14 protein-coding genes are annotated in these 14,918 nt (G+C 71.7%); 8 read left to right on the forward strand and 6 right to left on the reverse strand.

All coding sequences use genetic code 11. The features are described 5' to 3' along the window. Positions 1-2 precede the first annotated feature (2 nt). Complete coding sequence (locus ACP7BP_RS08625; protein ID WP_426244163.1) at positions 3-599, forward strand: class I SAM-dependent methyltransferase; 597 nt, start codon at positions 3-5, stop codon at positions 597-599. Here ACP7BP_RS08625 and ACP7BP_RS08630 read toward each other — a convergent pair whose 3' ends face one another. Beyond that, positions 600-1,412, reverse strand: a complete 813-nt coding sequence (locus ACP7BP_RS08630) for a DUF1028 domain-containing protein (RefSeq protein ID WP_426244164.1) — start codon at positions 1,410-1,412, stop codon at positions 600-602. An 84-nt stretch (positions 1,413-1,496) separates the two neighbouring features. Between ACP7BP_RS08630 and ACP7BP_RS08635 the strand changes: the two genes are divergently transcribed. From ACP7BP_RS08635 to ACP7BP_RS08655, 5 genes are all read left to right on the forward strand, one after another. Next, positions 1,497-2,732: an MFS transporter gene (locus ACP7BP_RS08635; protein ID WP_426244165.1), complete on the forward strand. Its 1,236-nt coding sequence runs from the start codon at positions 1,497-1,499 to the stop codon at positions 2,730-2,732. Between the two features lie 105 nt (positions 2,733-2,837). Then, positions 2,838-3,866 (forward strand): 6-phosphofructokinase, encoded by a 1,029-nt coding sequence (locus ACP7BP_RS08640; protein ID WP_426244166.1) that lies wholly within the window; start codon positions 2,838-2,840, stop codon positions 3,864-3,866. 142 nt (positions 3,867-4,008) lie between these two features. After that, positions 4,009-5,475 carry an APC family permease gene (locus tag ACP7BP_RS08645; RefSeq protein ID WP_426244167.1) on the forward strand — a complete coding sequence of 489 codons (1,467 nt, stop codon included), beginning with the start codon at positions 4,009-4,011 and terminating at the stop codon, positions 5,473-5,475. A 59-nt stretch (positions 5,476-5,534) separates the two neighbouring features. Continuing rightward, complete coding sequence (locus ACP7BP_RS08650) at positions 5,535-6,872, forward strand: class II 3-deoxy-7-phosphoheptulonate synthase (protein WP_426244168.1); 1,338 nt, start codon at positions 5,535-5,537, stop codon at positions 6,870-6,872. Between the two features lie 148 nt (positions 6,873-7,020). After that, a complete protein-coding gene (locus ACP7BP_RS08655; protein ID WP_426244169.1) occupies positions 7,021-8,022 on the forward strand; it encodes a threonine aldolase family protein in 1,002 nt (333 codons plus the stop codon). A 145-nt stretch (positions 8,023-8,167) separates the two neighbouring features. Here the strand turns inward: ACP7BP_RS08655 and ACP7BP_RS08660 are convergent, their stop codons facing one another. From ACP7BP_RS08660 to pknB, 3 genes are all read right to left on the reverse strand, one after another. After that, on the reverse strand, positions 8,168-8,896 hold the full coding sequence (locus ACP7BP_RS08660; RefSeq protein WP_426244170.1) for an NADase-type glycan-binding domain-containing protein: 729 nt from the start codon (positions 8,894-8,896) through the stop codon (positions 8,168-8,170). Positions 8,897-9,051: 155 nt separating this feature from the next. Then, on the reverse strand, positions 9,052-9,990 hold the full coding sequence (locus ACP7BP_RS08665) for a DMT family transporter (protein WP_426244171.1): 939 nt from the start codon (positions 9,988-9,990) through the stop codon (positions 9,052-9,054). A gap of 80 nt (positions 9,991-10,070) precedes the next feature. Further along, a complete protein-coding gene (gene pknB / locus ACP7BP_RS08670; protein ID WP_426244172.1) occupies positions 10,071-12,128 on the reverse strand; it encodes a Stk1 family PASTA domain-containing Ser/Thr kinase in 2,058 nt (685 codons plus the stop codon). A 191-nt stretch (positions 12,129-12,319) separates the two neighbouring features. On the opposite strand from pknB, the gene npdG reads away from it, so the two are divergent. Both npdG and ACP7BP_RS08680 read left to right on the forward strand, forming a co-directional pair. Further along, the gene (gene npdG, locus ACP7BP_RS08675) at positions 12,320-12,997 is read left to right on the forward strand and encodes an NADPH-dependent F420 reductase (protein ID WP_426244173.1); all 678 of its coding nucleotides are present in this window, start codon (positions 12,320-12,322) and stop codon (positions 12,995-12,997) included. Between the two features lie 30 nt (positions 12,998-13,027). Continuing rightward, entirely contained in the window at positions 13,028-13,396 is a 369-nt protein-coding gene (locus ACP7BP_RS08680; protein ID WP_426244174.1) for an Rv2175c family DNA-binding protein, read from the forward strand. A 36-nt stretch (positions 13,397-13,432) separates the two neighbouring features. On the opposite strand, the gene ACP7BP_RS08685 is transcribed toward ACP7BP_RS08680, so the two are convergent. Continuing rightward, positions 13,433-14,311: an RNA polymerase sigma-70 factor gene (locus tag ACP7BP_RS08685; RefSeq protein WP_426244175.1), complete on the reverse strand. Its 879-nt coding sequence runs from the start codon at positions 14,309-14,311 to the stop codon at positions 13,433-13,435. Continuing rightward, positions 14,308-14,898 carry a carboxymuconolactone decarboxylase family protein gene (locus ACP7BP_RS08690; protein WP_426244176.1) on the reverse strand — a complete coding sequence of 197 codons (591 nt, stop codon included), beginning with the start codon at positions 14,896-14,898 and terminating at the stop codon, positions 14,308-14,310. Before ACP7BP_RS08690 ends, ACP7BP_RS08685 begins: the two co-directional genes overlap by 4 nt. Between the last annotated feature and the right edge of the window lie 20 nt (positions 14,899-14,918).

Here is a 14,918-nt window from a genome sequence, read left to right on the forward strand (position 1 = left end):
CCATGCGCGACACCCGAGGTGAGGACTACGCACGCCGCCTGCAGGCCAAGGAGGGCGCGCTGTGGAAGCGGGTGCTGAACGTCCAGGCGCCGTACCGGTGGAACCTGCGCCGTCAGGACCTGGGCCGCACGCTCGACATCGGCTGCGGGCTCGGGCGCAACCTGACGTCCCTGCCACCGGGCTCGGTCGGGGTGGACCACAATGCGGTCTCTGTCGGCGTCGCCAGGGAGCGCGGGCTCACGGCCCTCACGACCGCCGAGTGGGAGGAGTCCGAGCTGCGGGTGGCCGAGTCCTTCGACGGGTTCCTCGTCGCCCACGTCATCGAGCACCTGCCCCCGACGGCCGGGGAGGACCTGATGCGCTCCTACGTGCCCTACCTGCGACCCGGAGGCAAGGTGCTCTTCATCTGCCCCCAGGAACGTGGGTACGCCTCCGACCCGACCCACGTCCGGTGGACGACGGGCGAGGACCTCCAGGACCTGGCGCGGACCGTCGGCCTCGAGCCGCGGCCGTGGCGGAGCTTCCCGCTTCCACGCGCGGCGGGGAGGGCCTTCGTCTACAACGAGTTCAACGTGCTGGCCACGAAGCCGGCCCGCTGATCACTGCTGTCGCAGGATCGCCAGCACCCGCCGGTCGATCCAGCTGCCATCGGCGGCGACCCGCATCTCGTAGTTCTCCGAGCCGCTCCACGCGGCCAGGTCGGGGTGGCCGGCTGCGCGCACGAGCGCGCCGATCTCCTCGCCGAGCGCGGCGTCGATCTCGACCTTCTCCTCGTCGGTCGACGCGGTCAGGTAGAGGTCGTTGAGGTCGAGCAGCCTGGCCAGCTCGGTGAGCGGCTCGGGGTGGTCGTCGACGCGCAGGTCGACGGCGATGTCGTCGAGGCCGTCGTACCCAGCTCCGTCCCGTACGACGAGCAGCGCGGCCGACTGCCTCCCGCGGCGGTCACCGCCCGTTCGGTCGCCGGCCTCCATGGCCGCCAGCAGGCGACGCTCGAAGGCGGTGCCGACCGAGCCCTCCCAGGCGGCCAGCATCGCGTCGACCACCTCGGGACCGGTGAGGATGTTGCCCTGGATCGCGAAGCCGGCGCCCGTGACGCCGCCCGCCCAGTCGAAGCACTCCCGGCCGGTGTGGGAGACGGCGTTCCCGTCGACGTCGACGATGCCCACCTGGCGATGGTCACGCCCGTCGTCCTCCTCGAGCAGCCGTTGCAGGGCGACGCCGGCGGTGGCGCCCTCGTCGAGGTGGGAGAGGGCCAGGCCCTTGTAGGCGACGTTGGCCGACGCCTGGGTCGCGATGGCGCCCACCCCGGCCACGGCGGCGGGCACCGCGGACCCCACCGCGAGGAACTTCGAGGCGACGGCGACCCCCCAGGACTCACCGTCGTCGGACCTGGCCACGATCGAGAACGTCATGGCGAGAGGCTAGTGGCCCGGAGGTAGCGTTGGTGACCGAAACTCGCTTGCGGGGATGTCGGTGCCGCCGGGGAGGATGTGCACGTGCTCTCCCGCCTCGGCTTCCCGTCCATCGGCCCCCACCGGCGCTTCGTCACGGCCATCGCCGTCGACGCGCTCGGCAGCGGCGTCTTCATGCCGCTCACGATGCTCTACTTCCTCGCGGTCACCCCGCTGAGCCTGCTCCAGGTCGGGGCCGCCATCTCGATCGCCTCGGCGGTCTCCCTTCCCGCCGGCCCGGTCCTCGGCGCGCTCGTCGACCGCTTCGGCGCCAAGCAGGTGCTGCTCGCCGGCAACGCCCTGCAGGCCGCCGGGTTCGTGGCCTACCTGTTCACCGAGTCGTTCGCGGCGGTGCTGCTCTGGACGATCGTGGTCACCGTCGGCCGCACGGCGTTCTGGGGCTCCTACGGCAACATCGTCGCCGCGATCTCACGGCCGGGGGAGCGGGAGCGCTGGTTCGGCTTCCTCGGGGCGCTGCGCAACGTCGGCTTCGCCGTGGGTGGGGTGGCCTCCGGCATCGCGCTGGCCATCGGCACCGACCTGGCGTTCGAGGCCGTGGTGGCCGCGAACGCCGCGACGTACGTCGTCGCGTTCTGGCTGTTGCTGGCGGTGCCGGCCACCGCCCGGGGCGGGCAGCAGGCGTTGCCCGGCTCGTGGCGGACCGTGCTCGCCGACCGGCCCTACCGGCTGCTCGTGGTCGCCCAGATGGGCTACTCCATGCCGATGATGGTCCTCAACTTCGCGATGCCGGTCTACGTCGTCGAGGTGCTCGACCTGCCGGGCTGGATCACCGGCGTGATCTTCACGGTGAACTGCATCATGGTCGGCCTCGGGCAGGGTCTGGTGGTCAACGCGATGACCGGGCGGGTGCGCTCGCGCGTGCTCCTGCTCACCCAGGCCGTCTTCGCGGCGTCGTTCGTGGTGTTCCTCGTGTGCGGGTGGCTGGCTCCGGCCGTCGCCACCGGCCCGGTCGTCCTGGGCGGCATCGTCTACACCCTCGCCGAGCTCACCGGCGGGCCGGTGCTCGCCGCGCTGTCGGCGGAGGCCTCGCCCGACCACCTGCGCGGGCGCTACCTCTCGCTGATCCAGCTCGCGTGGAACCTCAGCGGCACCATCGCGCCGGTCCTCTTCGCGTGGCTGCTCGATCGCGGGCCGGAGCCGCTGTGGGTCCTCATGCTCGCGCTCGCCGCGGTGACGGTCCTGGTAGTGAACCGGTTGGCCGCGATCATGCCGGCGGCAGCCGCGAGGGTCACCAACCAGGCCGAGCCGGTGGCCAGCTGACCCGGAACGGCCGTGTCGCGCGGGTGACGGTCGCCAACCCTGGCCCACGGTCGCTACTCTCGCCAAGGTTGTGAACGTTCCAATTTCCCGAGCAGCGGAGGGTCCATGCGCGTCGGAGTACTCACCGGAGGCGGGGACTGTCCCGGCCTGAACGCCGTCATCCGCGCGGTCGTGCGCAAGGGCGTGCATGAGCACGGCTTCGAGTTCGTCGGCTACCGCGACGGCTGGAAGGGGCCGCTCGAAGGGCTGAGCAAGCCACTCGGGATCGAGGAGTGCCGCGGGATCCTGCCCCGCGGGGGCACCATCCTGGGGTCCTCGCGCACCAACCCGTTCAACGTCGACAACGGCGTGGAGCGGATCCGGACCAACCTCGAGCAGGACGGCGTCGACGCGCTGGTCGCCATCGGCGGGGAGGACACCCTGGGCGTCGCCACCAAGCTCGCCGACCTCGGCGTCAAGGTCGTCGGCGTGCCGAAGACGATCGACAACGACCTCTCCGGCACCGACTTCACCTTCGGCTTCGACACCGCGGTCAACATCGCCACCGACGCGATCGACCGCCTGCACACCACGGCGGAGTCGCACCACCGGGTGCTGGTGGTGGAGGTGATGGGTCGGCACGCGGGCTGGATCGCCCTGCATGCGGGCATCGCGGGCGGCGCCAGCATGGTGCTCATCCCCGAGCAGCCCTTCGACATCGGCGAGGTCTGCGCGCACGTCGAGACCCGCTTCAAGAGCCAGTACGCCCCGATCGTGGTCGTCTCCGAGGGCGCGGTGCCGCGTGAGGGGGGCGACATGACGCTGGTGTCGGGGGAGAAGGACGCCTTCGGGCATGTCCGGCTCGGCGGCATCGGCGACCGGCTCGCCAGCGAGATCGAGCAGCGGACCGGCAAGGAGGCCCGCGCCGTCGTACTCGGGCACATCCAGCGTGGCGGCACCCCGACCGCCTTCGACCGCTGGCTGGCCACCCGCTTCGGGCTGCACGCGATCGACGCGGTCGCAGACGGCGAGTTCGGCACGATGATGGCGCTGCGCGGCACCGACATCGTCCGCGTGCCGCTCATCGAGGGCACCGGCGAGCTCAAGCTCGTCAGCGAGAAGGAGTACGGCGAGGCGGCGGTCTTCTTCGGCTGAGCAGCCGCGCCTCGGCCCAGCCGCTGGGGCGCTGGCCGACGCGCCACGGGCCGACGAGGCAGCCGGTGCTGGAACTTCGTTGTGATCTGGGTCACGATGGGCTGATCCGGGCCCCTGCGACCCGGCCACGGAGGGAGCAGCCATGAGCGCCAGCGAGACCGACACCACGGACGTGAACGGGGACGAGCCGGACCTCGTCAGGGTGATGGGGCCGAGGCTCCTGCTGCTGTTCATCGTCGGCGACATCCTCGGCACCGGCGTCTACGCACTGACGGGCTCGGTGGCGGGCGAGGTCGGGGGCGCGGCGTGGGCGCCGTTCCTCGTCGCCTTCGCGGTCGCGACCGTCACCGCGTTCTCCTACCTCGAGCTGGTGACCAAGTACCCCCAGGCCGCTGGTGCGGCGCTCTACACCCACAAGGCGTTCGGGGTGCACTTCGTGACGTTCCTCGTCGCGTTCACGGTGATGTGCTCGGGCATCACGTCCGCCTCGACGGCGTCCAACGCCTTCGCGGGCTTCCTCAACGACGGGTTCGACCTCGGCTTCGAGGTGGGCGGCATGGGGATCCTCCTGATCGCCCTGGCCTTCATGACCCTGGTCGCGCTGGTCAACTTCCGCGGTGTCGGCGAGAGCGTCAAGGCCAACGTCGTACTCACCCTCGTCGAGCTCTCCGGCCTGCTGCTGATCATCATGATCGGCCTGTGGGCCGTCACCCAGGGCAACGCGGACTTCTCCCGCGTGGTCGTCTTCGAGAGCCCGAGCGACAAGAGCACGTTCTTCGCCGTCACCGCGGCTACCTCGCTGGCCTTCTTCGCCATGGTCGGCTTCGAGGACTCCGTCAACATGGCCGAGGAGTGCCGCAACCCGATCCGGGACTTCCCGAAGATGATGCTCACCGGCCTCGGCATCACCGGCACGATCTACGTGCTCGTCTCGATCACCGCCGTCGCGCTGGTGCCCGTCGGCGACCTCATCGATCCCGAGAAGGGGCAGGCACTGACGCAGGTCGTCGCGGCCGGTGCGCCCGACCTGCCGTTCGACACGATCTTCCCCTTCATCGGGATGTTCGCGGTGGCCAACTCCGCCCTGATCAACATGCTGATGGCCAGCCGGCTGATCTACGGCATGGCCCGGCAGGACGTGCTGCCCCGCACCTTCGGCAAGGTGCACCCGACGCGGCGCACGCCGTGGGTCTCGATCATCTTCACGACCCTGATCTCGTTCGGCCTGATCATCTACGTCGTCCGCGCCAGCGGCTCCGAGGACGGTGCGACCTCCGTCGCGCTGCTGGGCGGGACGACCGCGCTGCTGCTGCTGTGCGTGTTCACCATCGTCAACATCGCGGTCCTGATCCTGCGCAAGCAGCCCGTCGACCACGACCACTTCAGGGCGCCGACCGTGCTGCCCCTGATCGGCGCGGTCGCGTGTGCCTTCCTGGCCGGGCCGTGGGCCCGCAGCGACGACCAGCAGGAGCAGTACCAGATCGCCGGCGGCCTGCTCGTCGTCGGCATCGTGCTCTGGGTCCTCACCTGGCTGACCAACCGCGGCATCCGCGCCAAGAAGACCGGCTTCCGTGACATCGAGCACCTGGAGGACGCCGACGACCGCTGAACCGACCGCCCATCGGCCATGAATCGGCCGGCGCCCCCGGTCGCCGTACCCTGGATGTCGTGAGCACAGTCCCCACCCTCGAACAGCTGCACGCCATGGGCGCAAGGCAGCAGCCGTCCTACCCCGACCGCGCTGCCGTCGACGCGGCCGTGGCCCGCCTCCGCACCGTGCCGCCACTCGTCTTCGCAGGCGAGTGCGACGAGCTGAAGGAGAAGATCGCAGCCGTGTCCCGGGGCGAGGCGTTCCTGCTCCAGGGCGGCGACTGCGCCGAGACCTTCGACGGCGTGACGGCCGACAACGTGCGCAACAAGCTCCGGGTCCTGCTGCAGATGGCGGTCGTGCTGACGTACGCCGCCTCCGTGCCGGTGGTCAAGCTCGGCCGGCTCGCGGGCCAGTACGCCAAGCCGCGCTCCTCCGACCTCGAGACCCGCGACGGCATCACGCTGCCCGCCTACCGCGGCGACGCGGTCAACGGCTACGCCTTCACCCCCGAGTCGCGGGTGCCCGACCCGCAGCGGCTCGTGGACGTCTACAACTCCTCGGCCGCGACGCTCAACCTGGTGCGCGCGTTCGTCACCGGTGGGTACGCCGACCTCCGCCAGGTGCACACCTGGAACACCGACTTCGTCCGCGACTCGGTCGCGGGCCAGCGCTACGAGCTGGTGGCGGCCGAGATCGACCGGGCCCTGACCTTCATGCAGGCGATCGGGGCGGACCCGGACGAGTTCCACCGGGTCGACTTCCACTCCAGCCACGAGGCGCTGGTGCTGGAGTACGAGCACTCGCTCACGCGCATCGACAGCCGCACCCAGATGCCGTACGACGTCTCCGGGCACTTCGTCTGGATCGGCGAGCGCACCCGCCAGCTCGACGGAGCGCACGTCGAGCTGATCAGCCACATCAAGAACCCCATCGGCGTCAAGCTCGGACCGACCACCTCGGCCGACGACGCGATCGCGCTCGCGGGCAAGCTCAACCCCGACAACGAGGCCGGGCGTCTGACCTTCATCACCCGCTTCGGCGCCGGGAAGATCCGTGACGGCCTGCCGACCCTGGTCGAGAAGGTGACCGCGGCGGGCATCAACGTCGCGTGGGTGTGCGACCCGATGCACGGCAACACGTTCGAGGCGTCCTCGGGCTACAAGACGCGCCGCTTCGACGACGTGATCGAGGAGGTCCAGGGCTTCTTCGACGTGCACCGCGCGGTCGGCACCTGGCCCGGTGGTGTCCACGTCGAGCTCACCGGCGACGACGTCACCGAGTGCGTCGGCGGTGGCGAGGAGATCGACGAGGCCGGCCTGGCCGACCGCTACGAGTCGGTCTGCGACCCGCGCCTCAACCGGGTGCAGTCGCTCGAGCTGTCGTTCCTCGTGGCGAAGATGCTGCGCAAGGCCTGAGGCCAGCAGACCGCGAGGGACGAGCGGGCTGCGTCGGCCGAAGGGGTAGAGCAAGCCCCGCGTTGGCGAGCTTGCGAGCCGGCGCGACGGGCGCGTCGAAACACGGGTCGTTCACAGGCTGCCTCTGGTCCGGCGGTAGGTTCTGCCCGTGATCGACCTCCGCTCCGACACCCTCACCCAGCCCACCGACGCGATGCGGGCGGCGATGGCCGCCGCACCCGTCGGCGACGACGTCTACGGCGAGGACCCGACGGTCCGCGAGCTCGAGGAGCGGGTGGCAGGCATGTTCGGCCACGAGGCCGCGCTGTTCACGCCCACCGGCTCGATGGCCAACGTGCTCGCGGTGCGGCTGGGCGCCGGACCGGGCACCGAGGTGCTGTGCGAGTCGTCGGCGCACATCGCCCGCGCGGAGCTCGGCGCCCACGGGGCCTACAGCGGCGTGACCATGCGCACCTGGACCCACCCGCGCGGCGGCATCGACCTGGCCGCCATCGAGGCGATGTGGGCTCCCGACATGGGGCCGTTCTTCGTGCAGACGCGGATGGTCTCGATCGAGAACACCCACAACTTCGCGGGCGGCACCGTGCTGCGTCCCGACGACATCCTGCCGCTGCGCGACGTCGTCGACGGGCACGACGCCTGGCTGCACATGGACGGGGCGCGGCTGTGGAACGCGCACGTCGCGACCGGCGTCCCGCTCAGCGAGTACGGCGCCTGTGCGGGCGTGCTGACCGTCTGCCTGTCCAAGGGCCTCGGCGCCCCGGTCGGGTCACTGGTCGTCGGCCGGCAGGCGCACATCGACGAGTCACGCATCTGGCGCAAGCGGATGGGCGGCGGGATGCGCCAGGTCGGCATCCTCGCGGCCGCCGGGCTGCACGCCCTCGACCACCACATCGAGCGGCTGGCCGACGACCACGAGCACGCCCGCCTGCTGGCCGAGGCGTGCGGCGTGGACCCGGCCGGGGTCGAGACCAACATCGTCGTGGTGCCCCGCGACGACGCGGCGGCGTTCGTGGCCGGTGCCGCCGAGGAGGGGGTCCGCATCGGAGCGGTCGGCCCGCGCGCCGTACGCATCGTGACGCACCTCGACGTGACCCGCGCCGATGCCGAACACGCCGCCGCCGTGCTCGCCCGCCTCACCCCCCGTTGAGTTGCGCCGTCGTACCCGTTGAGTTGCGCCGTCGTATCGAGCACGGAACGGACGCGCAACTCGACAGGTACGGACGCGCAACTCGACAGGAACGGACGCGCGACTCAACGGGTACGGACGCGCAACTCAACGGGTACGGCGTGGGTCAGGCGGACGACCCGCCGAGCCGGACGTCGCTCACCGGGGTGTAGTCCCGGCCGGCGCGCGCGCCGGGCGCGGAGACGGTGTCCAGGGTGAGGGTGACCGTCGACGTGACGACGCCCTCGGTGCCGATGGTCTGCATCGCCGGGCTGTCGATGAGCTCCTGGTCCAGCGTGCTGCCGTCGTCGAAGCCCCAGGTGACCGAGGTGATGCGGCGGTTGCGGGGGTACCAGTCCACCGGGCCGTCGACCTTCGCGTAGCCGTTGACCAGCCCCACCGAGGCGATCCGGGTCGGCCCGGGCAGCGTGAAGGTGAGTACGACGCCGGTGCCGTCGCCCGGCATCCGCCAGGCGGTCGACGGGTCTCCGTCGAGCATGTGCACGGCGTCGTAGGTGACCGTCTTGCCGTCGAGGTCCTGGTTGGGTGGAGCGGTCTCGGGCGCCGCGGCGGTGGCCGTCGCGGTGATGTCGGAGGCTCCGGCGGGCAGGGGGGCCGACCCGGGGGACGCTGGTGCGTCGCTGGCGGGCCCAGCGGACGACCCGGCGGAACCCTTTGCGGGCGACCCGTCACTGCCCACCGCCCAGCCGACCATCGCTGCGATGACGGCGAGGAGCAGCCAGCCCAGCAGCCACGGCAGCCAGCGCGGAACCTCGCGGTGCGGGCGCGGCCCGGCGTCCGGTACGACGAGCGGCACCCGCTCGAACTGGGCGGTCGCGACAACGCCTTCGGACACCGGCGTTCCGCAGTTGGTGCAGAACCGCCCAGCGCCCACGTCGCGGCCACAGGTGGCACAGGTCGCCATCAGATCCTCCCGGCGTTCAGGACGCTCGACAGGGTAAGCAGTCGCCAGCGCGTTTGCCCAACCGCCCGGCGGTCGGGGCAGGCTCGTCACACGGCGATGTGGGTCACCTCACCTTCGAGCTTGCGCCGGGGCGCCAGCTCGACGACCAGCATCGCGGCGAAGACCATGGAGCCGCCGAGCAGCAGCCGGCCGGTGACCGACTCGCTGCCCAGCAGCACGGCGAAGAGGGCCGCGAAGACCGGCTCCATGCTCATGATGATCGCGCTGCGGGTCGGCGGCAGGTGGGCCTGCGCCCACGTCTGGGCGACGAGCGCCAGCGCGCCCGCGAACACCGCCATGTAGACCACCGACAACCAGTCGCGGCCGGTGCTCGGCAGCACGATGCCGTCGGGGATCGTGGCGACGAAGCAGACCACCGTGATCACCATGATCTGCACGATCGTCATCCCGATCGCCTCGCCCGGCCTCGACCAGGCCCCGAGCCCGACGATGTGCAGCGCGTAGAGGATCGCGGCCACGAGCGTGAGCGCCTCGCCGTACCCCACCGCGAAGCCCTGCAGGGTGAGCACGGCCAGGCCGGCCGTGGCGAGCGCGACCGCGAGCCAGGTCATCGCGGTGATCCGGCTCTTGAGGAGTACGGCGGCCAGCAGCGGCGTGCACACGACGTACATGCCGGTGATGAAGCCGCTGACGCTGGCCGCCGTGTGCGCGAGCCCGGCCGTCTGGAGGATCTGCGCGACGCCGTAGAGCAGGCCCAGCACGAGCGCGTGTCGTCGTGAGTCGGCCGAGAGCCGGCCCAGGGCGCGGGGCGCCATGACCAGCAGGGCGACCGTAGCGATGGCGAACCGGACGGCCAGGAAGTCCAGGGTCGGCACCCGGTCGAGGAGGTCCTTGATGAGGAAGAACGTCGACCCCCAGCACGCCGTCATGGCGAGCAGGGCCAGCATCGCGAGCAGGGTCGTACGACGGGTGGCGGCGTCCTGCGCGTCGTGGACGTCGTGCGCATCGCCAGGGGTGCCGCTCATGCTCGGAACCCTAGTGACCGGGTGCGAGGCACTCGGCAGCCGGCTGGCGGCCGGACGAGGTGCAGCTAGACGAGGTACAGCTAGACGAGGTACAGGGTGATCGTCGAGCCCTTGGCCACCATCTCGCCGGCCCCGGGATCGGAGCTGAACACGAACCCGACGCCGATGTAGCTGTCGGAGTGCTCCACCTGCACCTGGAACCCGAGCTCCTGAAGTCGTTCGGTCGCGGCCTCGACGCCCATCGCGACGACCTGCGGGACCTCGATCAGCTCGGGTCCCTTCGAGACGACGAGGGTGACCGTCTCGCCCTTGAAGAGGGTGCCGGTGGTGGGGTTCTGGCTGATCACCGCACCGGCCGGCACGGTGGCGCTGAACTGCTCCTGCTGGCGGTCGACGACCAGCCCGCGCTTCTCCATCGCCTGCTCGGCACGGTCGGCAGGCTTGCCGGTCCAGTCCTTGATCGTCAGCGGCTTGCGGCCCTTGCTGACGACGACGTTGACCGAGGCGTCGCGCTTGAGAGCGGTTCCGACGACGGGATCGCTGGCCATCACCACGCCCTCGGGCACGGTCTCGCTGTATCTCTCGACGGCCTTGCCGAACGCCAGGTTGGTGGCGAGCAGCGCGTCCTGCGCCTGGTCGAGCGTCCGCCCCTGCAGCTCGGGCACGGAGTAGCGCTCCGGGCCCGCCGAGAGCACCAGGGTCACCGTGCCGCCGTCGAGCACCCGGTCGCCGGGCTTGGGATCGGTGGCGAGCACCTGGCCGGCGGGGATGCTCTCGGAGTACGCCGGGTCGGTGACCTGGGCGTCGAGGCCCGCCTTGCCCAGCTGGGCCTCGGCGGCGGCCTGCTCGAGGCCGAGCACCCCGGGGGTGGTCGTGTAGCGGGCCGAGCCGAACCACCAGGCACCAGCGGCCAGCACCCCGACCAGCAGCAGGGCCAGCACCAGCGTGACCGGGCCGCGCCGGGAGCGGCGCGGGGTCCCGGCCGCGGGTCGTACGTCGGGACGCGGGGCAGGCAGCCGGTCGATGCGCCCACGTGGCCCCGGAGCCATGGATGCGTGCGGCTCGATCGAGGTGGTGTGCGGCGAGACGGGCACTGGCACGACGCTGGTGGTCGGGTGCTCCGCCGGGGCGGCGCGCACCTCGGCGAGGTCGCTGGTGTCGAGCCACTCGGGTGCGTCCTCGAGGTCGGGCAGGTCCAGCGCCGCTCCCCGGATCGGCATCAGGTCGGCGACCAGCTCGGGGTCCTCGGGCACGCCCGCGGCGAGTGCCTGGGCGACGCGGTGCAGCTGGTGCAGGAGCACGGCGGCGTCGGCCGGTCGCTGGCCCCGGTCCCGGGCCGTGGCCCGGGCGACCAGCGCGTCGACGTACGCCGGGAGGCCGGGGACGAGCACCGACGGTGCCGGGACGTCCTCGTGCACGTGCTTGTAGGCGACCTGGATCGGCGACTCGCCCTCGTGCGGCTTGTGGCCGGTGAGCAGCTCGTACATCACCACCCCGGCTGCGTAGACGTCGGCGCGGGCGTCGGCCCGGCCGTCGACGACCAGCTCCGGCGCGAGGTAGGAGACGGTGCCGATCAGTACGCCGCCCGTCGCGGTGTGCTGGGTGTCGGTGCTCACCGCCTTGGCCAGCCCGAAGTCGGCCACCTTGACCCGGCCGTCGTCGGCGATCAGGACGTTCTCGGGCTTGATGTCGCGATGGATGAGGCCGGCCCGGTGGGCGGCGGCCAGCGCGGAGAGCACGGGCTCGAGCAGCGCCAGCGCCCGCGAGGGCGACATCGGCGCCTCCTTGCGGATGACGTCGCGCAGCGTGTGGCCCGAGACGAGCTCCATCGCGAGGAAGACGACGCCGTCCTCCTCGCCCTGGTCGAAGACGCCGACCACGTTGGGGTGGGAGAGCCGGGCAGCCGCCCGGGCCTCGCGCACGAAGCGGGCGGCGAACTCGTCGTCGTCTCCGAGCCCGGGATGCATGACCTTGACCGCCACGACGCGGTCGAGCCGGATGTCGGTGGCCTCGTAGACACTGGCCATGCCGCCGCGGGCGATGCGCGCGCCGATGCGGTAGCGACGGTCCAGGAGCCGACCGACCAAGGGGTCGCCAGCACCGGCGCGGACGCTGCGGGCGCGCTCGTCTGGCTGCACGGCTGGACCTCCGTCTTCCGGATGGGGAAGGATCCGGGCCTCAATCGTACGGATCGACGGCGCGCGGGGGCTTATGTGTCCCGTTGCGGCGTGGCGCAGCGCCCGTCAGGCGGTGGTCACACAGGGGTTCTGCCGCCGGAGTTCGACGGGCCGGTAGGCCAGCGCCGTCGGCGTACTGCCACGCTTGGGCCATGACTTCCAGCACCGGTGACATCACTGGCCGCATCGTCGCCGTGCTCGGCGGCACCGGACCCCAGGGGCGCGGCCTCGCCCGACGATGGGCCGCCGCAGGGATCCCGGTCGTGATCGGCAGCCGAAGCGCCGAGCGGGCGGCCGAGACGGCCACGGAGCTCGCCGCCGCGACCGGCGGCGTCGTGAGCGGGGCCGACAACGCCACGGCCGCCGAGCAGGGCGACGTCGTGGTCGTGGCGGTGCCGTGGGACGGCCACCGCGACCTGCTGGCCGGCCTGGCCCCGCTGCTGGCCGGCAAGGTCGTCGTCGACTGCGTCAACCCACTCGGCTTCGACAACCAGGGCGCCTACGCACTGCCGGTCGACGAGGGGTCGGCCGCGCAGCAGGCGCAGGCCGTGCTGCCCGAGGCAACGGTGGTGGCGGCGTTCCACCACGTCAGCGCGGTGCTGCTCGACGACCCCGACGTGGCCAGCGTGGACATGGACGTGCTCGTGCTCGGCGAAGAGCGTGCGGCCACCGACCTGGTGCAGGCGCTGGCCGACGCGATCCCCGGCATGCGGGGCGTCTTCGCCGGCCGGCTGCGCAACGCCCACCAGGTGGAGGCGCTGACCGCCAACCTGATCAGCATCAACCGCCGCTACAAGGCGCACGCCGGTGTGAAGGTGTCCGACGTGTGACGTGCTCCCATGGGGTGGGAGAGTTGTCCCATGAGTGAGCAGCCCGACGGGCCCGACCTGTCCGTCCTCGTACCCGACTGGATCGACTGGGCCGAGACCGCACGCCTGTTGGGAGTCTCGGTCAGCCGCGTCCGCACGATGATTCGCGAGCACGAGCTCGCCGCCGCCGTGCCCTCTCCGGGCGCGGGTCAGCAGGTGCCGGCCGACTTCGTGCAGGACGGCCTCGTCGTCAAGGGCCTGCCCGGGCTGCTGACGGTGCTCCACGACGGTGGGTACGACGACCGGCAGAGCATCGCCTGGCTGTTCACCGACCTCGACCTGCCCGGCCGGCCCATCGACGCGCTGCGCGAGAACCGCGGCTCCGAGGTCAAGCGCCGCGCGCAGTCGATGGCCTTCTGACCCCACGGTCGCCTCGAGGCTGCGCCCTCAGGCGCATCAGCGGCTCAGCTCCGCCGGCACGTCGAGCCGGGTCAGCTTGTGCGGGTTGAAGATCGCGTCGATCCGGCTGATCCGACCGTCCTCGATCACGAGGTTGACCGCACCCTTGACCTCGCCGCCGAGCTCGATCCGGGCGGCGCAGGCCCCGTTGAGCCAGATCGTGCCCACGACGGCGCCGGGTGCGTGCTGATCGAAACGGGCGAGCAGCTGCGCTACGCGTCGAGCACCCTGGATCGGGTGCCGCGACGCGTTCACGACGCCGCCCCCGTCGGACCTGACCACGACGTCGGGGGCGAGCAGGTCGAGGAGCTCCTGCACGTCGCCACCCTGCAGGGCCGCGAGGAACTGCTCGACGACGGACTCCTGCTCGGCGCGGTCGACCCGCATCCGCGGCCGCCTGGCGGCGACGTGGTCGCGCGCGCGACGGGCGATCTGCCTGACCGCGGCCGGCGACTTGCCGACCGCCTCCGCGATCTCGTCGTACGGCGTCTCGAACACCTCGCGCAGCACGAACACCGCCCGCTCAGCCGGCCCGAGCGTCTCGAGGACGGTCAGCATCGCGATCGAGATGCTCTCGGCGAGCTCCACGTCGTCGGCGACGTCGGGGCTCGTCAGCAGCGGCTCGGGCAGCCACGGCCCGACGTAGTCCTCGCGACGCCGTGCCACCGTGCGCAGCCGGTTGAGCGCCTGCCGGGTCACGATGCGCACCAGGTAGGCCCGCGCGTCGCGTACGTCGGCCCTGGCCGTCTCACCGAGACCGGCCCACCGCAGCCAGGTCTCCTGGACGACGTCCTCGGCGTCCGCCGCCGAGCCCAGCATCTCGTAGGCGACCGTGAAGAGCAGGCGACGGTGGGTGACGAACGGGTCGTCGGTCATGCCTGCGACGCTATCCCGCCGGGCCGGGCGAGAGGCGCCAGCCCGCACGCCGCCGAGAACCCCTGGGCCTCGATGCCGAGGGCGACGTTGGTCCGCGCCATCTGGTTCGCGATGGCGACCCACACGGTGAGCTCGACCAGCCCGGCGGCGCCGATCCGCTCGAGCAGGCGGGCGGAGAGCTCGTCGGTCACGGTGGGCGGCGTCTGCGATGCCGCCTCGGCGTACTCGAGGACGTCCCGCTCCAGCGGCGAGAAGACGTCGGACTCACGCCACCGCGGCACCTCGCGGGCCTTGGCGACGTCGAGCCCCTCGTTGTGCGCCTGGAAGTAGCCCAGGTCGAGGCAGAACGAGCAGCCGATCAGGGCCGCCACAGCCATGTGGGCGTAGGACTTGAGGTCCCGGTCGCACTCGTGCCACGACGCGGCCTTCCTGCCGAGGGCCATGCCCGCCTTGAGCGAGGCGGGGTGGTTCCACATCACCCCGAGGGGCTCGGGCACCTCGCCGAACATCTTGCGGCTGAACCTCTTCATCACGGCGCCGTAGACGCCGGTGATCTCCGTGCTGGGAACTCGGGTGTGACTGCTCATGCCTGCTCCTGGTGTCCTGT

It is taken from the genome of Nocardioides sp. LHG3406-4 (assembly GCF_049897745.1).
Classification (GTDB): Bacteria; Actinomycetota; Actinomycetes; order Propionibacteriales; family Nocardioidaceae; genus Nocardioides.

Coding starts and splice junctions, on each gene's coding strand:
- ACP7BP_RS08690 (WP_426244176.1), bottom strand. CDS start 14,898: ATGAGCAGTCACACCCGAGTTCCCAGCACGGAGATCACCGGCGTCTAC.
- ACP7BP_RS08640 (WP_426244166.1), top strand. CDS start 2,838: ATGCGCGTCGGAGTACTCACCGGAGGCGGGGACTGTCCCGGCCTGAAC.
- npdG (WP_426244173.1), top strand. CDS start 12,320: ATGACTTCCAGCACCGGTGACATCACTGGCCGCATCGTCGCCGTGCTC.
- ACP7BP_RS08665 (WP_426244171.1), bottom strand. CDS start 9,990: ATGAGCGGCACCCCTGGCGATGCGCACGACGTCCACGACGCGCAGGAC.
- ACP7BP_RS08685 (WP_426244175.1), bottom strand. CDS start 14,311: ATGACCGACGACCCGTTCGTCACCCACCGTCGCCTGCTCTTCACGGTC.
- ACP7BP_RS08645 (WP_426244167.1), top strand. CDS start 4,009: ATGAGCGCCAGCGAGACCGACACCACGGACGTGAACGGGGACGAGCCG.
- ACP7BP_RS08680 (WP_426244174.1), top strand. CDS start 13,028: ATGAGTGAGCAGCCCGACGGGCCCGACCTGTCCGTCCTCGTACCCGAC.
- ACP7BP_RS08625 (WP_426244163.1), top strand. CDS start 3: ATGCGCGACACCCGAGGTGAGGACTACGCACGCCGCCTGCAGGCCAAG.
- ACP7BP_RS08630 (WP_426244164.1), bottom strand. CDS start 1,412: ATGACGTTCTCGATCGTGGCCAGGTCCGACGACGGTGAGTCCTGGGGG.